Source organism: Qipengyuania sp. JC766 (assembly GCF_040717445.1).
Lineage (GTDB): Bacteria > Pseudomonadota > Alphaproteobacteria > Sphingomonadales > Sphingomonadaceae > JC766.
In genome coordinates this window covers 1,023,320-1,045,981 of the sequence record NZ_JBFEFL010000001.1, presented here as the reverse complement: position 1 = coordinate 1,045,981, position 22,662 = coordinate 1,023,320, and the positions used below count along the sequence as shown (strand labels likewise).

At 63.8% G+C, this 22,662-nt stretch carries 21 protein-coding genes and 1 tRNA gene; 20 read left to right on the top strand and 2 right to left on the bottom strand.

The features are described from left to right. Positions 1 to 22 precede the first annotated feature (22 nt). From AB1K63_RS05135 to AB1K63_RS05115, 5 genes are all read left to right on the top strand, one after another. Positions 23 to 1,810, top strand: coding sequence for a DNA polymerase III subunit gamma/tau (locus AB1K63_RS05135; RefSeq protein WP_366958879.1), 1,788 nt, complete (start codon positions 23 to 25; stop codon positions 1,808 to 1,810). 13 nt (positions 1,811 to 1,823) lie between these two features. Continuing rightward, a complete protein-coding gene (locus AB1K63_RS05130) occupies positions 1,824 to 2,165 on the top strand; it encodes a YbaB/EbfC family nucleoid-associated protein (protein WP_366958878.1) in 342 nt (113 codons plus the stop codon). A gap of 42 nt (positions 2,166 to 2,207) precedes the next feature. Further along, a complete protein-coding gene (locus AB1K63_RS05125; protein WP_366958877.1) occupies positions 2,208 to 3,359 on the top strand; it encodes a hypothetical protein in 1,152 nt (383 codons plus the stop codon). 265 nt (positions 3,360 to 3,624) lie between these two features. Continuing rightward, positions 3,625 to 6,015, top strand: coding sequence for an endopeptidase La (gene lon / locus AB1K63_RS05120; RefSeq protein ID WP_366958876.1), 2,391 nt, complete (start codon positions 3,625 to 3,627; stop codon positions 6,013 to 6,015). 213 nt (positions 6,016 to 6,228) lie between these two features. Beyond that, positions 6,229 to 6,501, top strand: a complete 273-nt coding sequence (locus AB1K63_RS05115; RefSeq protein WP_366958875.1) for an HU family DNA-binding protein — start codon at positions 6,229 to 6,231, stop codon at positions 6,499 to 6,501. A 62-nt stretch (positions 6,502 to 6,563) separates the two neighbouring features. Here AB1K63_RS05115 and rlmB read toward each other — a convergent pair whose 3' ends face one another. Beyond that, complete coding sequence (gene rlmB, locus AB1K63_RS05110; protein ID WP_366958874.1) at positions 6,564 to 7,361, bottom strand: 23S rRNA (guanosine(2251)-2'-O)-methyltransferase RlmB; 798 nt, start codon at positions 7,359 to 7,361, stop codon at positions 6,564 to 6,566. A 126-nt stretch (positions 7,362 to 7,487) separates the two neighbouring features. On the opposite strand from rlmB, the gene AB1K63_RS05105 reads away from it, so the two are divergent. From AB1K63_RS05105 to tsf, 6 genes are all read left to right on the top strand, one after another. Beyond that, positions 7,488 to 7,573: transfer RNA gene (locus AB1K63_RS05105), tRNA-Tyr, on the top strand. 50 nt (positions 7,574 to 7,623) lie between these two features. Beyond that, entirely contained in the window at positions 7,624 to 8,742 is a 1,119-nt protein-coding gene (locus AB1K63_RS05100) for a beta-ketoacyl-ACP synthase III (RefSeq protein WP_366958873.1), read from the top strand. 49 nt (positions 8,743 to 8,791) lie between these two features. Then, complete coding sequence (locus AB1K63_RS05095; RefSeq protein WP_366958872.1) at positions 8,792 to 9,544, top strand: phosphatidylserine decarboxylase; 753 nt, start codon at positions 8,792 to 8,794, stop codon at positions 9,542 to 9,544. A 35-nt stretch (positions 9,545 to 9,579) separates the two neighbouring features. Then, on the top strand, positions 9,580 to 10,365 hold the full coding sequence (gene pssA, locus AB1K63_RS05090; protein ID WP_366960647.1) for a CDP-diacylglycerol--serine O-phosphatidyltransferase: 786 nt from the start codon (positions 9,580 to 9,582) through the stop codon (positions 10,363 to 10,365). Between the two features lie 558 nt (positions 10,366 to 10,923). Beyond that, complete coding sequence (gene rpsB, locus AB1K63_RS05085; RefSeq protein ID WP_366958871.1) at positions 10,924 to 11,670, top strand: 30S ribosomal protein S2; 747 nt, start codon at positions 10,924 to 10,926, stop codon at positions 11,668 to 11,670. Between the two features lie 89 nt (positions 11,671 to 11,759). Beyond that, a complete protein-coding gene (tsf, locus tag AB1K63_RS05080; protein WP_366958870.1) occupies positions 11,760 to 12,689 on the top strand; it encodes a translation elongation factor Ts in 930 nt (309 codons plus the stop codon). Between the two features lie 75 nt (positions 12,690 to 12,764). On the opposite strand, the gene AB1K63_RS05075 is transcribed toward tsf, so the two are convergent. Then, positions 12,765 to 13,244 (bottom strand): hypothetical protein, encoded by a 480-nt coding sequence (locus tag AB1K63_RS05075; RefSeq protein WP_366958869.1) that lies wholly within the window; start codon positions 13,242 to 13,244, stop codon positions 12,765 to 12,767. Positions 13,245 to 13,443: 199 nt separating this feature from the next. Here AB1K63_RS05075 and pyrH point away from each other — a divergent pair, with 199 nt between their 5' ends. The 9 genes from pyrH (at position 13,444) to fabZ (ending at position 22,572) form a co-directional block, all read left to right on the top strand. Next, positions 13,444 to 14,163 carry a UMP kinase gene (gene pyrH, locus AB1K63_RS05070; protein ID WP_366958867.1) on the top strand — a complete coding sequence of 240 codons (720 nt, stop codon included), beginning with the start codon at positions 13,444 to 13,446 and terminating at the stop codon, positions 14,161 to 14,163. A 13-nt stretch (positions 14,164 to 14,176) separates the two neighbouring features. Continuing rightward, on the top strand, positions 14,177 to 14,734 hold the full coding sequence (frr, locus tag AB1K63_RS05065) for a ribosome recycling factor (RefSeq protein WP_366958866.1): 558 nt from the start codon (positions 14,177 to 14,179) through the stop codon (positions 14,732 to 14,734). A 22-nt stretch (positions 14,735 to 14,756) separates the two neighbouring features. Further along, positions 14,757 to 15,440, top strand: coding sequence for a polyprenyl diphosphate synthase (gene uppS / locus AB1K63_RS05060; protein ID WP_366958865.1), 684 nt, complete (start codon positions 14,757 to 14,759; stop codon positions 15,438 to 15,440). Beyond that, a complete protein-coding gene (locus AB1K63_RS05055) occupies positions 15,430 to 16,185 on the top strand; it encodes a phosphatidate cytidylyltransferase (protein ID WP_366958864.1) in 756 nt (251 codons plus the stop codon). Before uppS ends, AB1K63_RS05055 begins: the two co-directional genes overlap by 11 nt. Further along, a complete protein-coding gene (dxr, locus tag AB1K63_RS05050; RefSeq protein WP_366958863.1) occupies positions 16,182 to 17,345 on the top strand; it encodes a 1-deoxy-D-xylulose-5-phosphate reductoisomerase in 1,164 nt (387 codons plus the stop codon). Before AB1K63_RS05055 ends, dxr begins: the two co-directional genes overlap by 4 nt. Beyond that, a complete protein-coding gene (gene rseP / locus AB1K63_RS05045) occupies positions 17,342 to 18,472 on the top strand; it encodes an RIP metalloprotease RseP (RefSeq protein ID WP_366958862.1) in 1,131 nt (376 codons plus the stop codon). Before dxr ends, rseP begins: the two co-directional genes overlap by 4 nt. A gap of 147 nt (positions 18,473 to 18,619) precedes the next feature. Then, positions 18,620 to 21,364: an outer membrane protein assembly factor BamA gene (gene bamA / locus AB1K63_RS05040; RefSeq protein ID WP_366960646.1), complete on the top strand. Its 2,745-nt coding sequence runs from the start codon at positions 18,620 to 18,622 to the stop codon at positions 21,362 to 21,364. Beyond that, positions 21,364 to 22,059 (top strand): OmpH family outer membrane protein, encoded by a 696-nt coding sequence (locus AB1K63_RS05035; protein ID WP_366958861.1) that lies wholly within the window; start codon positions 21,364 to 21,366, stop codon positions 22,057 to 22,059. Before bamA ends, AB1K63_RS05035 begins: the two co-directional genes overlap by 1 nt. 24 nt (positions 22,060 to 22,083) lie before the next feature. After that, positions 22,084 to 22,572, top strand: coding sequence for a 3-hydroxyacyl-ACP dehydratase FabZ (gene fabZ / locus AB1K63_RS05030; RefSeq protein WP_366958860.1), 489 nt, complete (start codon positions 22,084 to 22,086; stop codon positions 22,570 to 22,572). The last annotated feature ends 90 nt before the right edge of the window (positions 22,573 to 22,662 follow it).

The window sequence follows — 22,662 nt, the reverse complement described above, 5'->3', positions numbered from 1 at the left end:
GACCGGTCCTAGATTGGACGCGATGTCCGATTCCGACCTGCCAGAAACCGAAGACGAGAAACCCACCGCTGCCGAGCTGGAAGCGGCAGGGCAGGATTCGATGTTCGGCGCGGAACCTGCGCTCGCAGAACAGGATCGAGCGCTTCAATCGCAGTCCGGCGACACGGCGCCCGCGGTTCCTACGCCCGCTCCAACACCAGCTGCCGATCCCGCGCAGCCATACCGCGTGCTGGCGCGCAAGTACCGGCCGCAGACCTTCAGCCAGCTGATCGGGCAGGAGCCCATGGTCCGCACGCTCGCCAATGCGATCGAGCGGGACCGGCTGGCTCACGCCTTCCTGATGACCGGGGTGCGCGGGGTCGGCAAGACCTCCACCGCGCGCCTCATCGCCAAGGCGCTCAACTGCATCGGGCCGGGCGGAAACGGCGGGCCGACGATCGATCCGTGCGGGGTGTGCGAACCGTGCCGCGCCATCGCGGAAGGCCGCCATATCGACGTGATCGAGATGGACGCCGCCAGCCATACCGGTGTGGACGACGTGCGCGAAATCATCGAGGCGGTCCGCTACGCCGCGGTCAGCGCGCGCTACAAGATCTACATCATCGACGAAGTCCACATGCTGTCTCGCAATGCTTTCAATGCGTTGCTCAAGACACTTGAGGAGCCGCCGGCGCATGTGAAGTTCCTCTTCGCCACCACCGAGGTCGACAAGCTGCCGGTCACGGTGCTGAGCCGGACCCAGCGCTTCGATCTGCGCCGCATCCCCGCCGAATTGCTGGAAAGCCATTTCGGCTGGGTCTGCCAGCAGGAGAATGTCGAGGCCGAGCCGGAGGCGCTGGCCATGATCGCGTCCGCGGCCGAAGGGTCCGTGCGCGACGGGCTCTCCATCCTCGACCAGGCGATCGCCCATGCGGACATGGGGGACGAAAGCAAGGTCACCGCGCAGCGCGTGCGCGACATGCTCGGCCTGGCCGATCGCGGGGCACAGCGCCGGCTGTTCGCGCACCTCCTGGAAGGCGAGGGCAAGGAGATGCTCGCCAGCGTGGACGAGCAATATGCGCTCGGCGTGGAACCGCTGTCGCTGATGCGCGGCATCATGGATATCTGCCACCGCATTACTCTGGCGCAGGTCGGCGGCCATCCGCCCGACGCGCCGAGCGAGGACGAAAGCGCCGCTCTCGGCGACTGGTCGCAGCGCCTTTCTCCCGGACAGCTGCACCGGCTGTGGCAGCTGCTGCTGAAGGGTTACGAGGAAGTGCGCACCGCGCCCGATCCGCTGGTGGCCGCGCAGATGGCGCTGCTGCGGGCAATGTACGCGGCCGACCTGCCGGATCCCGGCAAGCTGGCGAAGCGGCTGGAGCAGCTGGAGCACGCCCCGCCAGCGGCCACGACCGGCGGAGAGGCGGGATCGTCCGCCCCGGCGCCTGCTCCCGCAGCGTCGCTCGACTGGCGCGAGCTCGTCCACCGGGTGGACAGCGCCGGCCATTTGCAGGTCGCGCAGATCATGCGCGACTGGCTGCGCGTCGTCGAAGTCGCGCCTCAGAAACTCGTTTATGCGCTCGCGCCCGGATATCCCGGCGATCCTTCAGGCGACCTTCGCGACGTTTTGTACAAGGTCACGCACGAGCGCTGGGAAGTGGTCCGGCAGGCCGAGGGCGGGTCGCCGAGCCTGCGCGAACTGGCCGAGGCGGAGCACGAGGCTGCCAAGGCGAAGATGCGCAGCCATCCGTTGGTCGAAGCGACCTTTGCCGCCTTCCCGGATGCGGAATTGATCGAAGACGAACCGCCGCAGGCGGTCGCACAAATCTGAAAAGGACAAGACCATGAAATCGATGGAAGAAATGATCGCGGCCGCCCAGAAGGCCGCCGAAACCATCCAGACCCAGATGGGCGACATGCAGACCAAGCTCGACGCGATCGAGGTCGAAGGCACATCCGGCGGCGGGCTCGTCACCGTGCGCTGCACCGCGCGCGGCCGGATCATCTCGGTCAATATCGACGAAAGCCTGATGAAGCCGGAAGAAAAGCAGATGGTCGAAGACCTGGTCACCGCCGCCTTCAACGATGCGCGCGACAAGGCGGACCGCAAGTCGGAAGAGGAAATGAAGGCGATCCAGGGCGGCATGGGCCTGCCCCCGGGCTTCAACCTGCCCGGCATGGGCTGACCCCCGGGAAGCCATCGGAACCGCCAGGGAGCAAAACGGGCCATGCGACACGTCCTTGTAATCCTGGCAATGCTTTTCCTGACCCAGCCGGCGCTGGCCCAGATCGCCGCGCCGCCGGGCTGGACCGTTGCCGACGATCGCGGCACGGCGCGGACTTTCACCTCGCCGGACGGCGAAATGGTCACCGTGGTCGAGAACCCGGACGATCCCGAAGTCGACGCGGAAATGGTCGCGATAAATCTGCTGGCCAGCATGCGCACATATGGTTGTCCGTCCTCCGACGGCGGTGCTGCGGACATCGGTGACGGCAAGGCAGTAGTGGTATGGGCGCGCGACTCCGAAATCGAGTGCGGTGTCGCTGCGGGCCGGTCCGGGGAAAAGTTCGTCATGGTGATGTGCGTTTGCGCGCCCGGCGATGACGGACCGCGCGCGTTCGATGCTTTCACATCCGGCTATTTCGCTCGGGAGCTTTTGGCGGCGAGCGACGCACAGCAGGAGACAACGCCTGCTGCACCGACCCGGCGTGGCGGATCGGTCACCTCTTCGGGCACCAGCGGCGTCTGGGTCGCACTCGTCCACCGGACCGTCTACGACCCGGTGCTGACGGTGCGGATGGAATACGGGCCGGCCTATCTCGTGCTGACCGAAGGCGGCCGCTTCATGACCGAAGTGGCGACCGGAACCGCGCTCGATGACGAAGGCGTCGCCGCCTATACCGCCGAACATCCGGACGAGGGCGGAAGATTCCGCATCACCGGCAACCGCCTGATCCTGACCTACGCCAGCGGCGAGACGCAGGTCGCCGCGATCGGCGGTTCGGGATCGGCGCGCGAATACGATATCGAAGGCGATACCTATCAGCCCAAGATGGTCTTTCCGGACGGAACGGCACTGTCGGGCTTTTACGGCAACAGTTCGATCACGCGCGTCAGCCAGTCTGTGTTCGTGGCCGGGGAGAGCGATTTCGTGTTCGCTCCGGACGGACGGTTCGCGCGCGGCGGCAAGGTGTCCACGACCGGCGAGAGCTTTTCGGTCCTTGGCGGACGCGACCAGCGTTCGGGCCGCTACCAGGTCGAAGGCAGCGCGCTGCACCTGACCTATGACGACGGGGAGCGCGAGGTGCTTTCCATGTGGCAGGAGGAACCGGGCGGACCGATCTGGTTCGACGGCGCGATGTACGAGCCGGAAGGCTGAACCGGGTCGATTTTGCTGTCCTACAGAGTGCGGGGCGTGCCAGTCATGCGCGGATGGATCTGGCTGTCATGACCATTACCGAACCCTTGCGTCGTCCGGCGCATTTCGCTCACCGCTTTTTTGCTCCTAGACAGTGGTCCAAGCGGTCCATGTCTCGAGATTGCGCGGACTTTGCACAGCTTGCTGGACCCAAATCGTTGCGAGGTCCGGGACCGGTTCCCATATTCCGGGAAAGACGGGCCCCAATGGCCGTCACGGACGAATTATGAACACATTCCCCTTGCTTCCCCTGCGCGACATCGTCGTCTTTCCAGGCATGGTCGCGCCGCTCTTTGTCGGGCGGGAGAAATCGGTCGCCGCGCTGGAAGCGGCGATGGAGAACGAGCGCGACATCGTGCTGCTGGCGCAGCTGGATCCGGCCTGCGACGATCCGGGGCGGGAAGACCTCTACGAAACGGGTGTGGTCGCTCAGGTGGTGCAGATGATGCGCCTGCCGGACGGGACGATGCGCGTGCTGATCGAAGGCCAGGAACGCGTGCGGCTCAACGCGCTCTCCGAAGCGGACGGCATGGTGAACGCCGAAGTCGAAATCCTGGAAGAGCAGATCGCGTCGGGCAGCGAAGTCGTCGCCATGATGCGTTCCGTCGCGGAGCGTTTCAACGACTACCTCAAGCTCAACAAGAAGCTGGGTGACGATGCCGGTGATGCGCTGGGCGAGATCGACGACGCCGGGCAGCTGGCGGACGCGGTGGCCGCCGGCCTGAACAACAAGGTTTCGGAGAAGCAGGGCCTTCTGGCCGAGCTCGATCCGCTCAAGCGACTGGAAATGGTGCTCTCCATGATGGAGGGCGAGCTTTCGGTGCTGCAGGTCGAGAAGAAGATCCGCGGCCGCGTGAAGCGGCAGATGGAGAAGACCCAGCGCGAATACTACCTCAACGAGCAGATGAAGGCGATCCAGAACGAACTGGGTGGCGGCGACGGCGAGGACGGCAACGAGGTCGCCGAACTGACCGAGAAGATCGAGAAGACCAAGCTTTCCAAGGAAGCGCGCGAGAAGGCCAACAGCGAGCTCAAGAAGCTGAAGGCCATGCAGCCGATGAGCGCGGAAGCGACCGTCATCCGCAACTATCTCGACGTGCTGCTGGGCCTGCCATGGGGCCAGAAGAGCAAGGTCAAGAAGGATATCGGCGAAGCGCAGGAGGTGCTCGACGCCGACCACTACGGGCTCGAAAAGGTCAAGGACCGGATCGTCGAATACCTCGCCGTGCAGGCGCGGACCAACAAGCTGAAGGGGCCGATCCTGTGCCTCGTCGGCCCTCCGGGCGTCGGGAAGACGAGCCTTGGCAAGTCGATCGCCAAGGCGACGGGCCGCGAATTCGTGCGCCAGTCGCTGGGCGGCGTACGCGACGAGGCCGAGATCCGCGGTCACCGGCGCACATACATCGGTTCGCTGCCGGGCAAGATCGTCACCAATCTCAAGAAGGCGGGCAAGTCCAACCCGCTGTTCCTGCTCGACGAGATCGACAAGCTCGGTCAGGATTTCCGGGGCGATCCGGCATCCGCCCTGCTGGAAGTGCTGGACCCCGAACAGAACAGCAAGTTCCAGGACCACTATCTGGAGCTCGACCTCGACCTGTCCGAGATCATGTTCGTGACGACCGCGAACAGCCTCAACCTCCCGCAGCCGCTGCTGGACCGGATGGAGATCATCCGGCTGGAAGGGTATACGGAGGACGAGAAGGTCGAGATCGCCAAGCGGCACCTGCTGCCCAAGCAGGTGAAGGATCACGGGCTGCAGGACGGCGAGTTCGAACTGACCGAAACCGGTCTGCGCGATCTCATCCGTTACTATACCCGCGAAGCCGGTGTGCGAACGCTGGAGCGGGAAATCGCCAAGCTGTGCCGCAAGAGCCTGCGCAGGATTCTGGAAAAGAAGGCCGAGAGCGTGGTCATCACGCCCGACAATCTGGGCGAATTCTCGGGCGTGCGGCGCTTCAAGCACGGCAAGAGCGAGGAAGATGCGCAGATCGGTGCGGTGACAGGTCTCGCCTGGACCGAAGTGGGCGGCGAACTCCTGACGATCGAGAGCGTCTCGACGCCGGGCAAGGGCGAGGTCAAGACGACCGGCAAGCTGGGCGAGGTGATGAACGAAAGCGTCGCGGCGGCCTTCAGCTTCGTGAAGGCCCGGGCACCCGCCTATGGCATCAAGCCCAGCCTGATCCAGCGCAAGAACATCCACATCCACCTGCCCGAGGGCGCGGTCCCGAAGGATGGACCGAGCGCGGGAATCGGCATGGTGACCTCGATCGTCTCGACACTGAGCGGCATCGCCGTCCGGCCCGACGTAGCCATGACCGGCGAGGTGACGCTGCGCGGACGGGTACTGCCGATCGGCGGGCTCAAGGAGAAGCTGCTGGCGGCATTGCGCGGCGGGATCACGACCGTGCTGATCCCGGAAGAGAACACGAAGGATCTCGCCGAAATCCCGGCCAACGTGAAGGAAGGCCTGACCATCATTCCCGTCTCGCATGTCGACGAGGTGCTGGAACAGGCTCTGGTCGAACTGCCGGACCCGATCGAGTGGACCGAGGCGGACGATCTTGCCAGCCAGCCGACACTGCCGGACGGAATGACGGGCCCGCTGACGGCGCACTGACGTTTTACGGATGGGCGGCCCCGACCGGTGTTGAATGGGCCGCCCACGTCATCGATTCGTCGTATCTTGCCATTCTCTTCGGCGTTTTGCGGCATTTACGTAGGGAAATGCCTTTGACACCCACGGAAAAAACGCCTTTGTATCCGGGCGGTGGGAGTCGACTCGTCGACTTTCGATACTCATTTCATTCCAGCACCTGGGGGAAAGTAGATAATGAACAAGAACGACCTGATCGGCGCGGTCGCTGAATCCAGCGGCCTTTCCAAGAACGATGCTTCGAGCGCGGTCGAAGGCGTATTCGATGCCATCAGCTCGGCACTCTCCAAGGGTGACGAAGTTCGACTGGTCGGTTTCGGGACTTTCTCGGTGGCTCAGCGCAAGGCCTCTACCGGTCGCAATCCGCGCACCGGCGAGCCGATGAACATTCCTGCCTCCAAGCAGCCGAAGTTCAAGGCGGGCAAGGGCCTCAAGGACGCGGTCAACTAAGCCGCGTTCCGCCTGACGGAACATGAAGCGCCGCGCCGGTCATTGCCGGCGCGGCGCTTTTTCTATGCGCCGGACCGGCTGGCGATGGCGTAGAGCGCGATCGCCGCGGCGTTGGACACGTTTAGGCTCTCTATCCTGTCGGTGATCGGCAAGCGCGCCAGCGCGTCGCAATGACCGGAGATGTTGGCCCGCATCCCGGGCCCTTCCGCGCCGAGCACAAGCGCGACCGGCCCCGCAGGCATGGCTTCGGCCAGGACAGCCTCGGCCTCGCCTGCAAGCCCGATCCGCCAGTATCCCGCACGGGCGGCATCCTCCAGCGCGCGGGCCAGGTTCACGACCCGGACCCAAGGGACGCTTTCGAGGGCGCCCGAAGCCGACTTGGCGACTGTTCCCGATTCGGGCGGAGCATGGCGATCCTGCGTGACGATGGCTGCCGCATCGAACGCCGCGGCGGAGCGCATGATGGCGCCCACATTGTGCGGGTCCGTCACCTGGTCGAGAAAGACCAGCGGTCGCCCGTCGGCTTCGTCCAGCACTTCGTCGAGTAGGCGGTCCTCCAGCGTCGCGCATTCGAGAACCAGCCCCTGGTGCGGCGCATCGCGCGCGACAAGGCGATCGAGGTCAGGTGTGTCCGCGTACTCGATGGGAAAATCCTGCGGCAATTCGCCGTCGAGCGATTCGACACCCTCGCGCGTCGCCCAGAGCTTGCGATGCACGCGATCGGGATTGAGGAGGGCGGCCTCCACGGCGTGCCGTCCCCAAAGCCGGACATTGCCGGTACTGGCCCGGCCGCTGCCCCGTCCGCCCTTCATTCGTCCTGCGCGCCCGCGAAGGGCCCGTTTGCGTTCGCTCTTTGTCATGTTCGCGCGCATGCCAGCCGCCCCATTGACAGGCAAGCACCCGTTCGCCAAAGCGTCGCCTCCCAACCGGGAACCCCTCCTTTTCGAGGAGCCGAGGCGACAGCCTCTTTCCCGGCGAGGCCCGATGGACAGGTGGCCGAGTGGTTAAAGGCAGCAGACTGTAAATCTGCCCGCGCAAGCGTACGCTGGTTCGAATCCAGCCCTGTCCACCATTCCCGCGGCCGTCGCATGCGTCGGTTTGCGATTGGAGAATGAAGCAGACATGCACCCCGTCATTTCCGCGACCGGCCTGTTCACCCCGGAAGACAGTATAAGCAACGAAGAGCTGGTCGACAGTTTCAACCGCTATGTCGAGGCGTTCAATCGCGACAATGCGGCGGCGATCGCGGCAGGTGACGTGGAAGAGCTCAGCAAGAGCTCGGTCGAATTCATCGAGAAGGCGAGCGGGATCAAGTCGCGCTACGTCATCGCGAAGGAACCGGTGCTCGATATCGAGCACATGGCGCCCCGCTGGCGCGAACGGTCCAACGACGAATTGTCCATCATGGCCGAGATCGGCGTGAAGGCCTGTCGCGATGCGCTCGAAAGAGCAGGGCGCGAGGCGAAGGATGTCGACGCGGTTCTGTGCGCGGCATCCAACATGCAGCGACCCTATCCGGCGATGGCGGTGGAAATCCAGCAGGAGCTGGGCATCGAGGGCTTCGGTTTCGACCTCAACGTCGCCTGTTCCTCGGCCACGTTCGGCATCCAGACAGCGGCCGACTACATCCGCGCAGGCAATGCGAAGAGCGTTCTCGTGGTCAGCCCTGAAATCACCAGCGGCCATCTCAACTGGCGCGACCGGGACAGCCATTTCATCTTCGGCGATGTCGCCACCGCGGTGCTCGTCGAAGACCGTTCGATCGCGCCGTCCGGTCATTGGGATATTCTCGGCACCAAACTGAAGACGGTTTTCTCCAACAATATCCGCAACAACTTCGGCTTCCTGAACCGCGCTCACCCGGAAACTGCCGGCAATCCCGACAAGCTGTTCGTCCAGGAAGGCCGCAAGGTCTTCAAGGAAGTCGTTCCGATGGTGGCGGGCATGATCGTCGAAGAGGCGGAGCGCCTCTCGATCGATCCGCAGTCGCTGCGCCGTCTTTGGCTGCACCAGGCCAATTCCGGCATGAACCGGCTTATCGCGCAGCGCGTGCTTGGCCACGAGGCCAGCGACGACGAAAGTCCGACTGTTCTCGATACTTATGGCAACACATCCAGTGCGGGATCCATCATCGCGTTTCACCTGAACAGCGAGGATCTGGGCGACGGCGATACGGGACTGATCTGCAGTTTCGGGGCGGGTTATTCTGCCGGTGCCGTCTTCGTGCGCAAGTCCGCCTGACCAACCCGTTCGCTTGCCGCAAGCAGCGCAAGCGCCTAGGTCGATACCGATGAGTGGTGAAATTCTCGACAATCGCGGGCGTGGGGAAGCCAGCTGGCGCTGGCCTTCCATCCATCCCGAGGGACGCAAGTTCGGTCTCATTGCAGTCGGGATCGCACTTCTGTTCCTGCTGGTCATCGGCTGGGACTTCGTCGGCTGGCCGCTCCTGGCATTGTCGGCCGGAGTGTTCGCATTTTTCCGTGATCCCGAAAGAGTGGTTCCGCAGCGTGACGCCGTAATCGTGTCGCCGGCAGACGGTCTCGTTTTGCTCATTTCGGAAGTCGAGCCGCCGGCGGAGCTGGTCGGGCCCGACGTTCATGGACAACCCGGCCTGCCGGGTGGCAAGGCGACCCGCATATCGATCTTCATGAGTGTCTTCGACGTCCACATCAACCGCGCGCCGATCGGCGGCACGGTGAAGCGGATGGTCTATCTTCCCGGCAAGTTCATGAATGCCGATCTCGACAAGGCGAGTGAGGAAAACGAGCGCCAGCATGTGTTGCTTGAGCGCACCGACGGCCTGGCGATCGGTTTCACCCAGATCGCCGGTCTCGTCGCCCGTCGGATCGTGCCGTTCGTGAAAGTCGGAGACAGCGTGGCCGCCGGCCAGCGCGTTGGCCTGATCCGTTTCGGGAGCCGCGTCGATATCTACCTGCCTGCCGGAACCGACCCCAAGGTCCTGCTTGGCCAGCGTGTCATCGCCGGCGAGACCGTGCTCGGCGAAGTCGGGCAACAGCAATTGCTGGAGGGTATCGTCCTGTGAAGACCGGTGGCCGCGACGGCGAAGATCGGGCGCGGATCGGGCCGAAGGCCGCGGAGGACGAGGTCGCAGTATCCCGCCGGGCGGGTGAAGGCCTTACATTGCGTGCGGTACTGCCCAATGCGATCACGGCAGCGGCCTTGTGTTCCGGCCTTACTGGTATCCGTTTCGCGATCGCGGGCGAATGGCAGGCTGCGGTCATTGCGATCATCCTCGCCGGTCTGCTGGACGGTATCGACGGGAGGATCGCCCGGTTGCTCAAGGCGCAATCGCGTTTCGGAGCGGAGCTCGACAGCCTGGCTGATTCGCTCAGCTTCGGAATGGCGCCTGCCATCATCCTGTTTCTCTGGACGCTCGAGGATCTGCCACGTGTCGGCTGGTTCGCCTCGCTGGCCTTTGCTTTGTGTTGTGCCCTGCGGCTGGCGCGCTTCAACGCGCGGATCGACATGGACGACCAGCCGCACAAATCGGCGGGATTCCTGACAGGCATACCGGCACCGGTCGGGGCGGGGCTGGCCTTCCTGCCGTTCTTCCTGACGATGGCGACCGATCTGGACGTGTTCCGGGATCCGTTGGTCAACGGCATCTGGGTGCTGGTGATTGCAGTCCTCATGATATCGAATGTCGCGACGCTCAGCTGGGCGTCGATCCGTCCACGGCGGCACATTCGCCTGGAAATCATCGCGGCTGCCGGTCTCCTGTTCGCAGCATTGCTGCTCGAACCCTGGTGGACCTTGTCAGCGCTGTCGATGATTTATCTTCTGACGCTGCCCTTCGGGGCTCTGCGTTACAGGAAGATCAGGCTGCAGCGCGCAGCGAGATAGCGGACGCCGGAGCCGCGGCTCGCGAGGACTGCGTAAACGGGACGACAACAGAATTTGCAGTCAAGCGCCGAGCGGGTTGGATGAAAGTAACCTTCGCCTGCGAAGCTCTCAACCGCCTTGCCGATCGCTTGAGGGCCGCGTTGGCGTTGCGGCCCCGAACGATGCTGTCCGACAGAACGACGAGCGATGCTACGGCAGCGAGGACAAAGAGAGCAGCGATCATAACGAGCCTTTCCGAACTGCCCGAAAGATGTTGACTTCCTGTGGGCGAGCTGTGGATAAACGCGGTTAACCATTGTTGTTTCCCACTGACGGCATTTGTTCTCTATTTGTTCCTACCCGTCAAGCGTTTTTGCGACAGAACGATGACGCGGAGCGTCCAATTGCGTCTGGATTTGCTCTCTCAAGGGCGCTAAGGGCGCCTCCTGCGCTGGCTCCGACTCGTTCTGATAGGAGTTCGGAAGCGTAAATTCACACGGGATGCGCACATACCGGTGCCGTTGCGGGATCTCCGCTCGGTTCCAGCGTCCCGGAGGAACAACCGGAAAGGAAAGAATTATGGCGGGACCTGCCGTCACCATGCAGCAATTGATCGAGGCCGGCGCACATTTCGGCCACCAGACCCACCGCTGGAACCCGCGGATGAAGCCGTACATCTTCGGCGCTCGCAACGGTGTTCACATTATCGACCTGTCGCAGACCGTCCCGCTGATGGCGCGCGCGCTCGATTTCGTCGAGCAGACGGTTCGTGCCGGTGGCAAGGTGCTGTTCGTGGGTACGAAGCGCCAGGCGCAGGAGCCGATCGCGGAAGCCGCGCGCCGTTCGGGCCAGCATTTCGTGAACCATCGCTGGCTCGGCGGCATGCTGACCAACTGGAAGACGATCAGCCAGTCGATCAAGCGCCTCAAGAGCCTCGAGGAACAGCTTGGTGGCGAGACGAGCGGCCTGACCAAGAAGGAAGTCCTGCAGCTCACGCGTGAACGCGATAAGCTGGAGCTCTCCCTCGGCGGTATCCGTGACATGGGCGGCGTGCCCGAAGTCATGGTCGTGATCGACGCGAACATGGAAGACCTCGCGATCAAGGAAGCCAACGTCCTCGGTATCCCGGTGGTCTGCGTGCTCGACACCAATGTCGATCCGGAAGGGATCGCGTTCCCGGTTCCGGGCAACGACGACGCAAGCCGTGCCGTTCGCCTGTACTGCGATTCTTTCGCGGACGCGGCGATCGCCGGCCGCGGCGGCGCCGTGCAGGATTCGGGTGCCGATGTCGGCGCCATGGACGAGCCGGCCACCGAAGCCGCCTAAACACGCGCGTCACAAAACAGACCTAGCGCACCGGACGGGGCAATCCTCCGTCCGGTGCCCTTACTCATTTGACTGGAAGGATATTTCCAATGGCGAATTTCACCACCGCCGACATCAAGGCGCTGCGCGAAAAGACCGGCGCTGGCATGATGGATGCGAAGAAGGCGCTGACCGAAACCAATGGCGACATCGAGGCGGCGGTCGACGCGCTGCGCGCCAAGGGTCTGGCGACTGCACAGAAGAAGTCGAGCCGCACCGCGGCCGAAGGTCTCGTCGGCGTGGCCGTCGAAGGCACGAAGGGCGTGGCCGTCGAAGTCAATTCGGAAACCGACTTCGTCGCCAAGAACGACAAGTTCCAGGACTTCGTCCGCAAGGTGACCGAAACCGCCCTGGGCGCTTCGAATGACGACGTCGATACGCTGAAGGGCATGGATTATCCCGAAGGCGGGACCGTGTCGGACAAGCTGACCGACAACGTTGCGACCATCGGCGAGAACCAGCAGATCCGTCGAATGAAGACCGTTTCGGTCGCGAAGGGCACCGTGGTGCCGTACATGCACAACGCAGTCGCTGCCAATCTCGGCAAGATTGGCGTTCTCGTCGCGCTCGAGAGCGATGCAGGCGAAGACGTTCTCGAACCGCTCGGCAAGCAGCTCGCCATGCACATCGCGGCGGCATTCCCGCAGGCGCTGGACGCGGAAGGTCTCGATCCCGAGCTGATTGAGCGTGAGCGCGGCATTGCGCGGGAAAAGGCAGCCGAAAGCGGCAAGCCTGCCGAAGTCCAGGAAAAGATGGTCGACGGCGCGATCAAGAAGTTCGCCAAGGAGAACGCTCTTCTCAGCCAGCTTTTCGTGATCGACAACAAGACGCCGATCTCGGAAGTCGTCGCCAAGGCCGGCAAGGATGCCGGACACGAAATCGTGCTGAAGGACTACGTCCGCTACCAGCTCGGCGAAGGCATCGAGAAGAAGGAAGAGGATTTCGCGGCGGAAGTCGCGGCTACGCTTAAGCGCGACTGATCCCGTCCGATTTCGATTGAAAAGGGTCGCCGAACCGGAGTTCGGCGGCCCTTTTTCATGTCCGCATGTGCGTAATCAGCAGGTGCTTACCGTCATCCGGTGGATCAGCTTGTCCGAATTGTCGTACCAGGCGTAGGCGAAGCTGCCGCCTTCCTGCATGGTGGCGAGCATATCCGGGTCGTTGCACACGTTCTCGCGCGTGGCTTCGGAAAGGAAACTCGCAGCTTCCGCCCCGACATCCGCTGTCTCGATGTCGATCGCATAGCGATAGGAGAATACGAGGCCATCGGCTGAAACGGCCACGATCTGCGTGACGTCGTCGAGCTGCAAGGGCAGTTGCGGCGCCAGCTGGCGCTCCGCTTCCTTGAAGGAGCAGGCCAGGATCGCATCGCGCTGTTCTCTCGAAAATTCCGACATGTCCCGTTGCTGGTCTTCCGGCGCGATGCACGCATCGACGGCGAGCTGTTCGTCCAGCTGGACTTCCGCCTCCTGTGCCTGACCCTGAGCAGCCAGACCGAGAGCCAGAACGGCCGAGGCCGCCGATAGATATTTCATGTGATAACCCCTCCTTCGCGACGACCGCAGTATCCGCCGGTCCGAGAGAACCGATCGATGGCGATGCTCCTAGACTTTATTCCTGAACGGATCATGGTCAATCCACTACAACTCGGATCTTCCGGCTTTCCCTTTGCGCGTCCGACGGTTGGCAGCTAAGGAGCGCCATTCCCCAATTCTCGCCGTGGAACCCGATCGCATGCCTCTGCCCCAATTCAAGCGCGTTCTCCTGAAACTGTCGGGCGAAGTGCTGATGGGGGATCAGGATTTCGGGATCGATCCTGCCTTCGTGCTGGAACTTGCCAAGGAAGTGAAAGCGGCAAAGGACGGTGGCCTGGAGATTGCGCTCGTCATAGGCGGCGGCAACATCTTCCGGGGCATGGCCGGCGCGGCGCAGGGCATGGACCGTGCGCAGGCGGACTACATGGGTATGCTGGCGACCGTAATGAATGCGCTCGCGATGCAGAGCGCGCTGGAGCAGCTTGGCGTTCCCACGCGTGTCCAGAGCGCGATCGAGATGGACAAGGTCTGCGAGCCGGTTATCCGGCGCCGTGCGGAACGCCATCTGGAAAAGGGGCGCGTGGTGATCTTCGCAGCGGGCGTCGGCGCGCCGTACTTCACCACCGATAGCGGGGCGGCGCTGCGCGCGGCGGAAATGAAGTGCGATGCGCTGCTCAAGGGTACCAGCGTGGACGGGGTCTATGACAGCGATCCCAAGTCGAACGCCGAAGCCAAGCGCTTCGAAACAGTGAGTTACGGCAAGGTGCTGGCGGACAATCTCAAAGTGATGGACGCGTCCGCCGTCGCGTTGTGCCGAGACAACCAGATACCGATCGTCGTCTTCTCCATTCGCGAGAAAGGCAATCTCGCCCGCGTTCTTGCGGGCGAGGGCGTGCAGACGATAGTTCAGGACCAGTGAGAGGAAAGCCAGCATGGCCAAGTACGACAAGAGCGATATCGAGCGCCGGATGCAGGGCGCGGTTGAAAGCCTGAAAGGCGACCTCGCCGGCCTGCGGACCGGGCGGGCCAATACCAGCCTGCTCGATCCTGTGCAGGTCGAAGTGTATGGCGCGATGATGCCCCTGAACCAGGTGGCGACCGTTTCCGCGCCCGAGCCCCGCATGCTGAGCGTGCAGGTGTGGGACAAGAGCAATGTCAACGCGGTCGAGAAGGGCATCGCGCACGCCAATCTGGGCCTCAATCCGATGCAGGACGGCCAAACCCTGCGGATTCCGATGCCCGACCTGACCGAGGAACGGCGCAAGGAACTCGCCAAGGTCGCCGGCACCTATTCCGAAAACGCCAAGATCGCGATCCGCAACGTCCGGCGCGACGGGATGGAAGCGCTCAAGGAAGACGAGAAGAAGAAGGAAATCTCCGAGGACGACCGCAAGCGTGGCGAGGACGAGGTCCAGAAGCTGACCGACAAGTATGTCGCCGAAGCGGAGAGTGCGGCGCAGGCGAAGGAGAAGGAAATCCTGACGCAATAAGCGCAGGTTTTCGGAAGAGAGGATGGAAGAGCAGGACCAGCGCGCCAGGCATGTCGCCATCATCATGGACGGCAACGGTCGCTGGGCGAAACGCAAGGGCCTGCCGCGCGCCATCGGCCACCAGCGCGGGGTCGAGGCGGTGCGGAAGCTGGTGCGCGCGGTAGAGCCGATGGGGCTGGACTGCCTGACGCTCTATGCCTTCAGCAGCGAGAACTGGCGGCGGCCCGAGGACGAGGTCGACGACCTCATGAACCTGATGCGCCGGTTCATCAAATCCGACCTGCCGGAGTTCATCGCCAACGATGTCCGGCTGAAGATTATCGGCGACTGGCAAGGGCTTGCACCCGATATCGTCGAAATGCTCGAGGATGCGCTGGAGCAGACCGCGAAAGGCGCGCGCACGCTTGCCGTGGCGCTGAACTACGGTTCCCGGCAGGAAATCGTCCGTGCAGCGAGGCTCGCCGCGGAGGGTCAGGAGCTTACGGAAGAAGCGCTCGATCGGCACCTTTATACTAACGAACTGCCGCCCCTCGACCTGCTGATCAGGACGAGCGGCGAAGTGCGCCTTTCCAACTTCCTGCTGTGGCAAGCGGCCTACGCGGAAATGCTGTTCGTGGACACGCTCTGGCCGGATTTCACGCCGGAGCACCTGCAGGCGGCACTCGACGATTTCGCGCAACGGGAGCGCCGCTTCGGTGGCCGCTGATTCCGTCCAGGAGCGGCGGCGCGACCGGATCAGGCGGGTTGCGCGCGACCAGTTCGCGCGCGGCATGTCCGACCTTTCCAAGCGGGCCATTTCCGCCGTCGTCATGATGGTGGGGGCGGGGGCGGCCGTCTGGGCGGACGGCCTCGTCCTCGACCTGATGATCGTCGCCGTGGCCATGTTGTGTTATGCCGAGATGTCGCGGCTGGTACTGGAAGCCACGGACAAGCCGCTCAACCGCCTGTTCGGGTTGCTTTCCGGGATGGCCTATATCGGCGTTCCCGCATTCGCGCTGGTCGCGTTCGAGCGGCCGCTTGTACTGCTGACCATCCTGACCGTGGTCTGCGTCGACACCGGCGCCTATTTCTCGGGGCGGACGATCGGGGGACCGCGCATCGCGCCCTCGATCAGCCCCAACAAGACCTGGGCCGGGCTATGTGGCGGAATGCTGGCGGCGGCCATCTTCGTTGCATGCGTGCTCACCACGGTTTCCGGCGCGATCACCGCGCCTGCCGAAGGGGCAGTGGCACCGCCCGTCCTCGAAATGGCGGCGCTGGGCATCGCCATCGGGTGCGGCGCGGCAATCGTGGCGCAGGCGGGCGACTTCTTCGAAAGCTGGCTGAAGCGCAAGGCGGGCCGCAAGGATTCCTCCAACCTCATTCCCGGACACGGGGGCGTTTTCGACCGTATCGACGGTCTCGTCCCTGTGGTCCTGATCTTCGGGACAGTATTGATGCTCTGGTCGTGACACAGCGTTCCATTTCCATCCTCGGCGCGACCGGTTCGGTCGGTGCGTCCACGCTGGATCTCGTGCGGCGCAATCGCGAGCAGTGGCGCGTGGTCGCCCTGACCGCGAATTGCAGCGCCCGGGAACTTGCCGCGCTGGCCGACGAATTCCAAGCCGAGCTCGCAGTCGTGGGCGACGAGACCTGCCTCGCGGACCTGCGCTCGGCGCTTGGGTCCGACCGGATCGAAACGGCAGGCGGCGCCGAAGCCCTGTGCGACGCGGCCGCCCGCCCGGCGGACATCACAGTCGCCGCGATCGTCGGCTGCGCCGGACTGGCGCCGGTGATGGCAGCGATCGAGCGTGGCGGCACCGTGGCGCTGGCGAACAAGGAAGCGCTGGTATCCGCCGGTGACGTCATGACGGCGGCCGTGGAACGGCACGGCGCGACACTGCTGCCGGTCGATTCCGAACACAACGCGATCTTCCAGTGCCTCAATGGGGAATCGCTGGACGCGGTACGCTGGATAACGCTCACGGCCAGCGGCGGACCCTTGCGCGAATGGTCGCAGGAACGGCTGGACGCGGCGACGCCCGCGGAAGCGATTGCGCATCCCAACTGGGACATGGGCGCCAAGATCAGCGTCGATTCCGCGACCATGATGAACAAGGGCCTTGAGTTCATCGAGGCACACCACCTGTTCCCGGTCGGGCTGGACCGGCTGCGTATCGTGGTCCACCCGCAAAGCGTCATTCATTCCATGGTCGAGTACCGCGACGGCTCCACGCTGGCGCAGTTGGGCCCGTCGGACATGCGCGTGCCGATCGCCTCCTGCCTCGCCTGGCCGGACCGGATGGAGACGCCGTGCGCGCCGCTGGACCTGCCGGCGATTGGCGAGCTGACCTTCATGGCACCCGACGAAGCGCGCTTTCCGGCGACGCGGCTCGCGCGCGAGGCGATCGAGGCGGGCGGGGCAGCCCCGGCCACGCTGAACGCAGCCAACGAGGTCGCCGTCGCCGCATTCCTCGCAGGTCAGATTAAATTCACACGGATCGCCTATACGGTCGAGGAAACCCTGCAGCGCAGCAATCTCGCGCCGCCCCCGGAAACGCTGGACGAGGTTCTGGCGATCGACCGGGCGGCACGGGCTGCGGCGCATGCCATTCTGACGGAGGCCGAGTGATCGAAAGCGTACCCTGGTGGATGATGATCCTGGGATTCCTGCTTGTGCTGGGACCATTGGTGACCGTGCACGAGCTGGGCCACTACCTCGTCGGACGCTGGTTCGGGGTGAAGGCGGAGGCGTTCTCCATCGGCTTCGGCAAGGAACTGGTCGGCTGGGACGACAAGCGCGGCACTCGCTGGCGTATTTCCGCTCTGCCATTGGGCGGATACGTCCAGTTCAAGGGAGATATGGACCCGGCCAGCATTCCGCATCCGGAAGAGATCGCCGCCATGCCGCCCGAGGAACGTGGCGACAGCTTCCATCACAAGCCCCTGTGGCAGCGCGCCCTGATCGTGGCCGCGGGCCCCGTCACCAATATCGCGGTCGCGATCCTGATTTTCGCCGGATTCGCGATGGTCTACGGCAAGGCGGTGCCGGTCGATCCCGGTGCAGAACTGGAAGTCGCGGGCTTTTCCGAAACCTCGTCCGCCCGCGCGGCGGGAATCGAGGTCGGGGATCGCATCGTCGAGATCGACGGCACGCGCATGGTCGATTTCCAGGACGTGCGGCGTTCCATCGCGGTCTATCCCGGACGCGAGATCGAGGTCACGGTTGAGCGCGGGAGCGAGGAAATCACCGTGCCGGTGACCATCGCCAGCCAGGAATTCGTCGACCGGTTCGGCAACCGGTCGAAAGTCGGCCTGATCGGGGTCGAAGGAACGCAGGTGGAGCGCGAGTTCCAGTCCGTCGGCCCACTGGAGGCGCTGGCGACGGCTGGTCAGCAATGCGTCGATATCGTCGACCTGATGATCACGGGAATCGGCCAGATCATCAGCGGCGTCCGGCCACTCAGCGAGCTGGGTGGACCGGTAAAGATCGCCAAGTTTTCCGGCGAACAGCTGAGCCTCGGACCGGACTCTTTCATCTTCTTCATCGCGCTCATCTCGCTTAACTTGGCATTCATCAACCTGTTGCCAATTCCGGCCCTCGACGGTGGCCACCTCGCTTTCTACGCGATCGAGGCGGTCCGCCGGAAACCGGTCGGCCCGCGGGGCACCGAACTGGCGTACCGGACCGGGGTGGCGATCGTGCTGGCCTTCATGGTGTTCGTCACGGTGAACGATGTGGTGCCGTTTTTCCGGTAGATGGAAGACAATCGAGGGGGATCGTCTTTCCGCACTGCTTGATCGGGGGCACCGCATCGGGCAATGGGCGCACATTCGTGCTCCCGAAGTCCGGAGCACCCGGCACAGCGCCGGACTGAATTAAAGGACGGGACAATCGCGCCGATGATGGATTTTGATACGCTCGGGCCGAAGGGCCAGGGGAAGAGCTACCGGTTCGCGCTCGCGCTGCTGGGCAGCAGCGCGCTGGCCGGCGTTCCGGCCGTCGCCTGGGCTCAGGACGAGCAGGCGGCCGAGCCGGTCGTGCAGGACGATCAGACCGCAGAACCGGTCGCGCAGCTCGGAACGCAGCAGCAGGGCCAGGTCATTCGCCAGATCGCGGTGAGCGGTGCGCAGCGGCTGGAGCCGTCGACCATCGTCAGTTACGTGCGCCTGCGCCCTGGCCAGGTCTATACGGCGGCCGCGGCCGACCAGGCGCTGAAGGACCTGGCGGCGACCGAACTTTTCGCCGACTACTCGATCCGCAACGACAACGGGAACGTCGTGATTACCGTGGTGGAAAACCCGGTGGTCAACCGCATCATCCTGGAAGGCAACGACCGGCTGGACAGCGACAAGATCCTGCCCGAGATCAGGCTGGCCCCCCGCCAGATATTCACCCGGTCCAAGGTCCGTGCCGACACCGCGCGCATCATCGAGCTCTACAAGCGGCAGGGCCGCTTCGCCGCATCGGTCGAACCGCAGACGGTCCAGCTGAGCCAGAACCGCGTCGATATCGTCTACGAGATCAACGAAGGGCCCAAGTCCAAGGTCCGCTCGATCAACATCATCGGCAACGAGGCGTTTTCCGACGGGAAGCTGCGCGGCGAGATGGTGACCAAGACGGCCGGCGGCCTGCTGAGCTTCTTCAGCTCCAACACCAGCTACGACCCTGACCGCCTGGCCTTCGACCAGCAGCAGCTTCGGGCGTTCTACCTGGAGCAGGGCTATCCCGAGTTCCGCGTCGTGTCGGCCATCGCCGAACTGACGCAGGACAAGGAAGACTTCATCATCACCTATGTCCTGGAAGAAGGGCAGCGGTACAAGTTCGGCGAAGTGAGCGTCGACAGCCAGATCCGCGACTTCTCCAGTGTGGGCCTCACGTCCCAGCTGCCGATGAAGACGGGCGACTGGTATAACGGCAAGCAGGTCGAGGACACGGTCGAGCAGCTGACCGAGCTGGCCGGCACGTTCGGCTACGCCTTTGCCGAAGTGAACCCGCAGTTCACCGCCAATCCCGACACGCTGACGATGGACATCGAATTCACCATCGAACAGGCGCCGCGCGTCTACGTCGAGCGGATCGACGTCAACGGCAACACGCTGTCGCAGGACAAGGTGATCCGCCGCGAATTCCGCGTTTCGGAAGGCGATGCGTTCAACTCGCTTACCGTCCGCCGGTCCACCAACCGGATCAAGTCGCTCGGCTACTACCAGGAAAATTTCGAGATCGAGCAGAAGCCGGGCAGCGCGCCCGACCGCATCGTGCTCGAAGCGAACGTGGAAGAACAACCGACCGGCGAATTGCAGCTTTCGGCCGGTTTCTCATCGATCGAGAACTTCATCTTCTCGGGTTCGATCCGGCAGCGCAATTTCCGTGGCCGCGGCCAGACGGTCGGCCTGAGCGCGAACTACTCGCGCTTCAGCCGGTCCGTGCAGGCGAGCTTCACCGAGCCTTACCTGTTCGACCGGAACATCTCGCTCAGCTCGCAGATCTACCGGCAGGACTACAACGGCTTCAACTTCGCCCGCGGCGATCGCAACACGACGTTCGAGCAGACCACGACGGGCGGCGCGGTGCGCGTCGGTGTGCCGCTGACCGAATTCATGTCGCTGGTCGGCAGCTACACGTTGAATTACGACCAGGTCTCGCTCGACGAGGCGCAGTATTTCTCGGACCTCGACGGCGACGGTACGCTGGAATGCGACCCGCTGCGCGCAAACCGCTTCCTGTGCGATTCGATCGGTAACCGGCTGAGCTCCATTGTCGGCGCGACGATCAGCTATGACGGCACCGACAACAGGTTCCGCCCGACCAATGGCCTTTCGGTTTCGCTGACGACCGAAGTGGCGGGCTTGGGCGGGGACACGCGTTACGTCCGCAATGTCGGGCGCGCCGCGCACTACTGGAACGTGTTCGACGACTTCATCTTCTCGGTGAAGCTCGAAGGCGGCTCGATCTTCTCGCTCGAGAACAACGACAATCCGTTCGTGGACGATGTCCGCCTGACGGACCGCTTCTTCCTCGGCGAACCGCAGATCCGCGGCTTCGACATCCGCGGCGTGGGTCCGCGTATCCTGCGTCGTCCGATCGTCGCAGATCCCGACAGCCCCGATCCGGAAAACCCGCTGCCGCTGGTCATTACCGATCGCGACCGCATCCAGGACGACGCGCTGGGCGGCAAGTCCTACTATATCGGACGCGCCGAGCTCGAAATCCCGCTGGGTGCGGGTGCCGCCGAACTGGGCTTGCGTCCATCGATCTGGCTAGACGCCGGTGCGCTGTTCAACGTGACCCGCCCGCAGCTCATCCAGAACCCGCTGGGCAACGAAATCTTCCGGCCGCTGCTCGACCAGAACGGCAACCCGGTCTATTTCAACGGCGGCGATCCCGACACCAACGAGGACGACCAGGTCATCGGCATTCCCGTCGGCGATCCGATCCCGGACGGCTTCGTCGCGCAGGGCAGCACCGTCCCGGCGTTCGAGGAAGTCTTCCTCGGCGATTCGGCCAAGCCGCGCATCACCGCCGGTATCGGGGTCAACTGGAACTCGCCCTTCGGTCCGCTTCGGATCGACTATGCCTACGTCATCTCCAAGCAGGAAGGTGACGACGACAAGGCATTCTCATTCAACGTAGGAACGCAATTCTGATGAAATTCTCCAAGAAAACCGTGCTTGCCGCCGGCATCGCCATGGCTGCGACCGCGACTGTCGCCGCCCCCGCCGCCGCGCAGGTGAACGGCATCGCCTATACCAGCCCGGAAGCGGTCTATCTGAACTCCTCCGCGCGACAGGCGGCCTATGCGGAAATCGCGAACACCTACGCGACACAGCTGCAGCAGATCGAGACGCTCCAGCAGGAGGCGGACACGCTGATCGCGAGCGCCGATGCCAATGGCGACGGCAACACGACCAACGAAGAAATCGCCGCGAACGCTTCCGTGCGCACGCAGCTCGAACAGAAGCAGCAGCAGCTCGCGCAGGCCAGCACGCCGATCGCCATCGCCCGCTATTTCGTGGTCGAGCAGCTGATGAATAATTACGACGCGGTGGAACAGCAGGTCGTTTCCGCGAACAACGTGCAGTTCATCTTCAATCCGGACGTGTTCCAGTACGCGCCGCCGGCCGCGAACATCACCGAAAAGATGATCACGCAGTTCAATGCGAGCGTCCCCAGCGTCTCCGCGACGCCACCGGCCAATTACCAGCCGCGCCGTACCGCGATCACCATGCATGACACTCTCCAGCAGCTGCTCCTCTACCGCGCGCAGGCCGCGGCCTATCAGCAGCAACAGCAGGGTGCGCAGCAGGCGGCACAGCCGGCCCAGCAGCCGACCGGTCGCTGATCGAACTGAGCGCAGGGGCAGGCGATGACGGACGAAGCACGGCAAGGCGCGGCGGGTGAGGGTACCGGCAAGGAACTCGACATCCTCCAGATCCTGAAAGCGCTGCCGCATCGCTATCCCCTGCTGCTCGTCGACCGAGTGCGTGATCTCGTATCGGGTGAGCGCATCCACGCGGTGAAGGCAGTCAGTTTTAACGAGCAGTTCTTCCAGGGGCATTTCCCGGCGCAGCCGATCATGCCCGGCGTGCTGCAGGTCGAAGCGCTGGCACAGGCGGCAGGGATCCTCGGGATCGAGAGTTTCGATCTCGCAGGGACCGGCAAGCTGGTCTATTTCATGGCGATCGAGGAGGCCAAGTTCCGCGCCCCCGTGACCCCCGGCTGCATGCTCGACCTGAAGGTGGAGTTCACCCGCAAGAGCACCCGGGTGTGCAAGTTCCACGGCGAGGCGAGCGTCGACGGCAAGACGACCTGCACGGTCGATTTTACCGCCATGATCGCCGATCCGCCGGCCTGACCTATCCGCGCCGGATGCCATATCCGGAAAATCTTGCAACGGCGCGGCTTAGCATCTAAGGGCGCGCTTTCCCGAAATCAGCTGGACCGG

What these genes read in the sequence shown, in the direction of transcription:
- AB1K63_RS05135 (WP_366958879.1), top strand. Translation starts at nt 23, where the DNA reads ATGTCCGATTCCGACCTGCCAGAAACCGAAGACGAGAAACCCACCGCT.
- AB1K63_RS05130 (WP_366958878.1), top strand. Translation starts at nt 1,824, where the DNA reads ATGAAATCGATGGAAGAAATGATCGCGGCCGCCCAGAAGGCCGCCGAA.
- AB1K63_RS05125 (WP_366958877.1), top strand. Translation starts at nt 2,208, where the DNA reads ATGCGACACGTCCTTGTAATCCTGGCAATGCTTTTCCTGACCCAGCCG.
- lon (WP_366958876.1), top strand. Translation starts at nt 3,625, where the DNA reads ATGAACACATTCCCCTTGCTTCCCCTGCGCGACATCGTCGTCTTTCCA.
- AB1K63_RS05115 (WP_366958875.1), top strand. Translation starts at nt 6,229, where the DNA reads ATGAACAAGAACGACCTGATCGGCGCGGTCGCTGAATCCAGCGGCCTT.
- rlmB (WP_366958874.1), bottom strand. Translation starts at nt 7,361, where the DNA reads ATGACAAAGAGCGAACGCAAACGGGCCCTTCGCGGGCGCGCAGGACGA.
- AB1K63_RS05100 (WP_366958873.1), top strand. Translation starts at nt 7,624, where the DNA reads ATGCACCCCGTCATTTCCGCGACCGGCCTGTTCACCCCGGAAGACAGT.
- AB1K63_RS05095 (WP_366958872.1), top strand. Translation starts at nt 8,792, where the DNA reads ATGAGTGGTGAAATTCTCGACAATCGCGGGCGTGGGGAAGCCAGCTGG.
- rpsB (WP_366958871.1), top strand. Translation starts at nt 10,924, where the DNA reads ATGGCGGGACCTGCCGTCACCATGCAGCAATTGATCGAGGCCGGCGCA.
- tsf (WP_366958870.1), top strand. Translation starts at nt 11,760, where the DNA reads ATGGCGAATTTCACCACCGCCGACATCAAGGCGCTGCGCGAAAAGACC.
- AB1K63_RS05075 (WP_366958869.1), bottom strand. Translation starts at nt 13,244, where the DNA reads ATGAAATATCTATCGGCGGCCTCGGCCGTTCTGGCTCTCGGTCTGGCT.
- pyrH (WP_366958867.1), top strand. Translation starts at nt 13,444, where the DNA reads ATGCCTCTGCCCCAATTCAAGCGCGTTCTCCTGAAACTGTCGGGCGAA.
- frr (WP_366958866.1), top strand. Translation starts at nt 14,177, where the DNA reads ATGGCCAAGTACGACAAGAGCGATATCGAGCGCCGGATGCAGGGCGCG.
- uppS (WP_366958865.1), top strand. Translation starts at nt 14,757, where the DNA reads ATGGAAGAGCAGGACCAGCGCGCCAGGCATGTCGCCATCATCATGGAC.
- bamA (WP_366960646.1), top strand. Translation starts at nt 18,620, where the DNA reads ATGGATTTTGATACGCTCGGGCCGAAGGGCCAGGGGAAGAGCTACCGG.
- AB1K63_RS05035 (WP_366958861.1), top strand. Translation starts at nt 21,364, where the DNA reads ATGAAATTCTCCAAGAAAACCGTGCTTGCCGCCGGCATCGCCATGGCT.
- fabZ (WP_366958860.1), top strand. Translation starts at nt 22,084, where the DNA reads ATGACGGACGAAGCACGGCAAGGCGCGGCGGGTGAGGGTACCGGCAAG.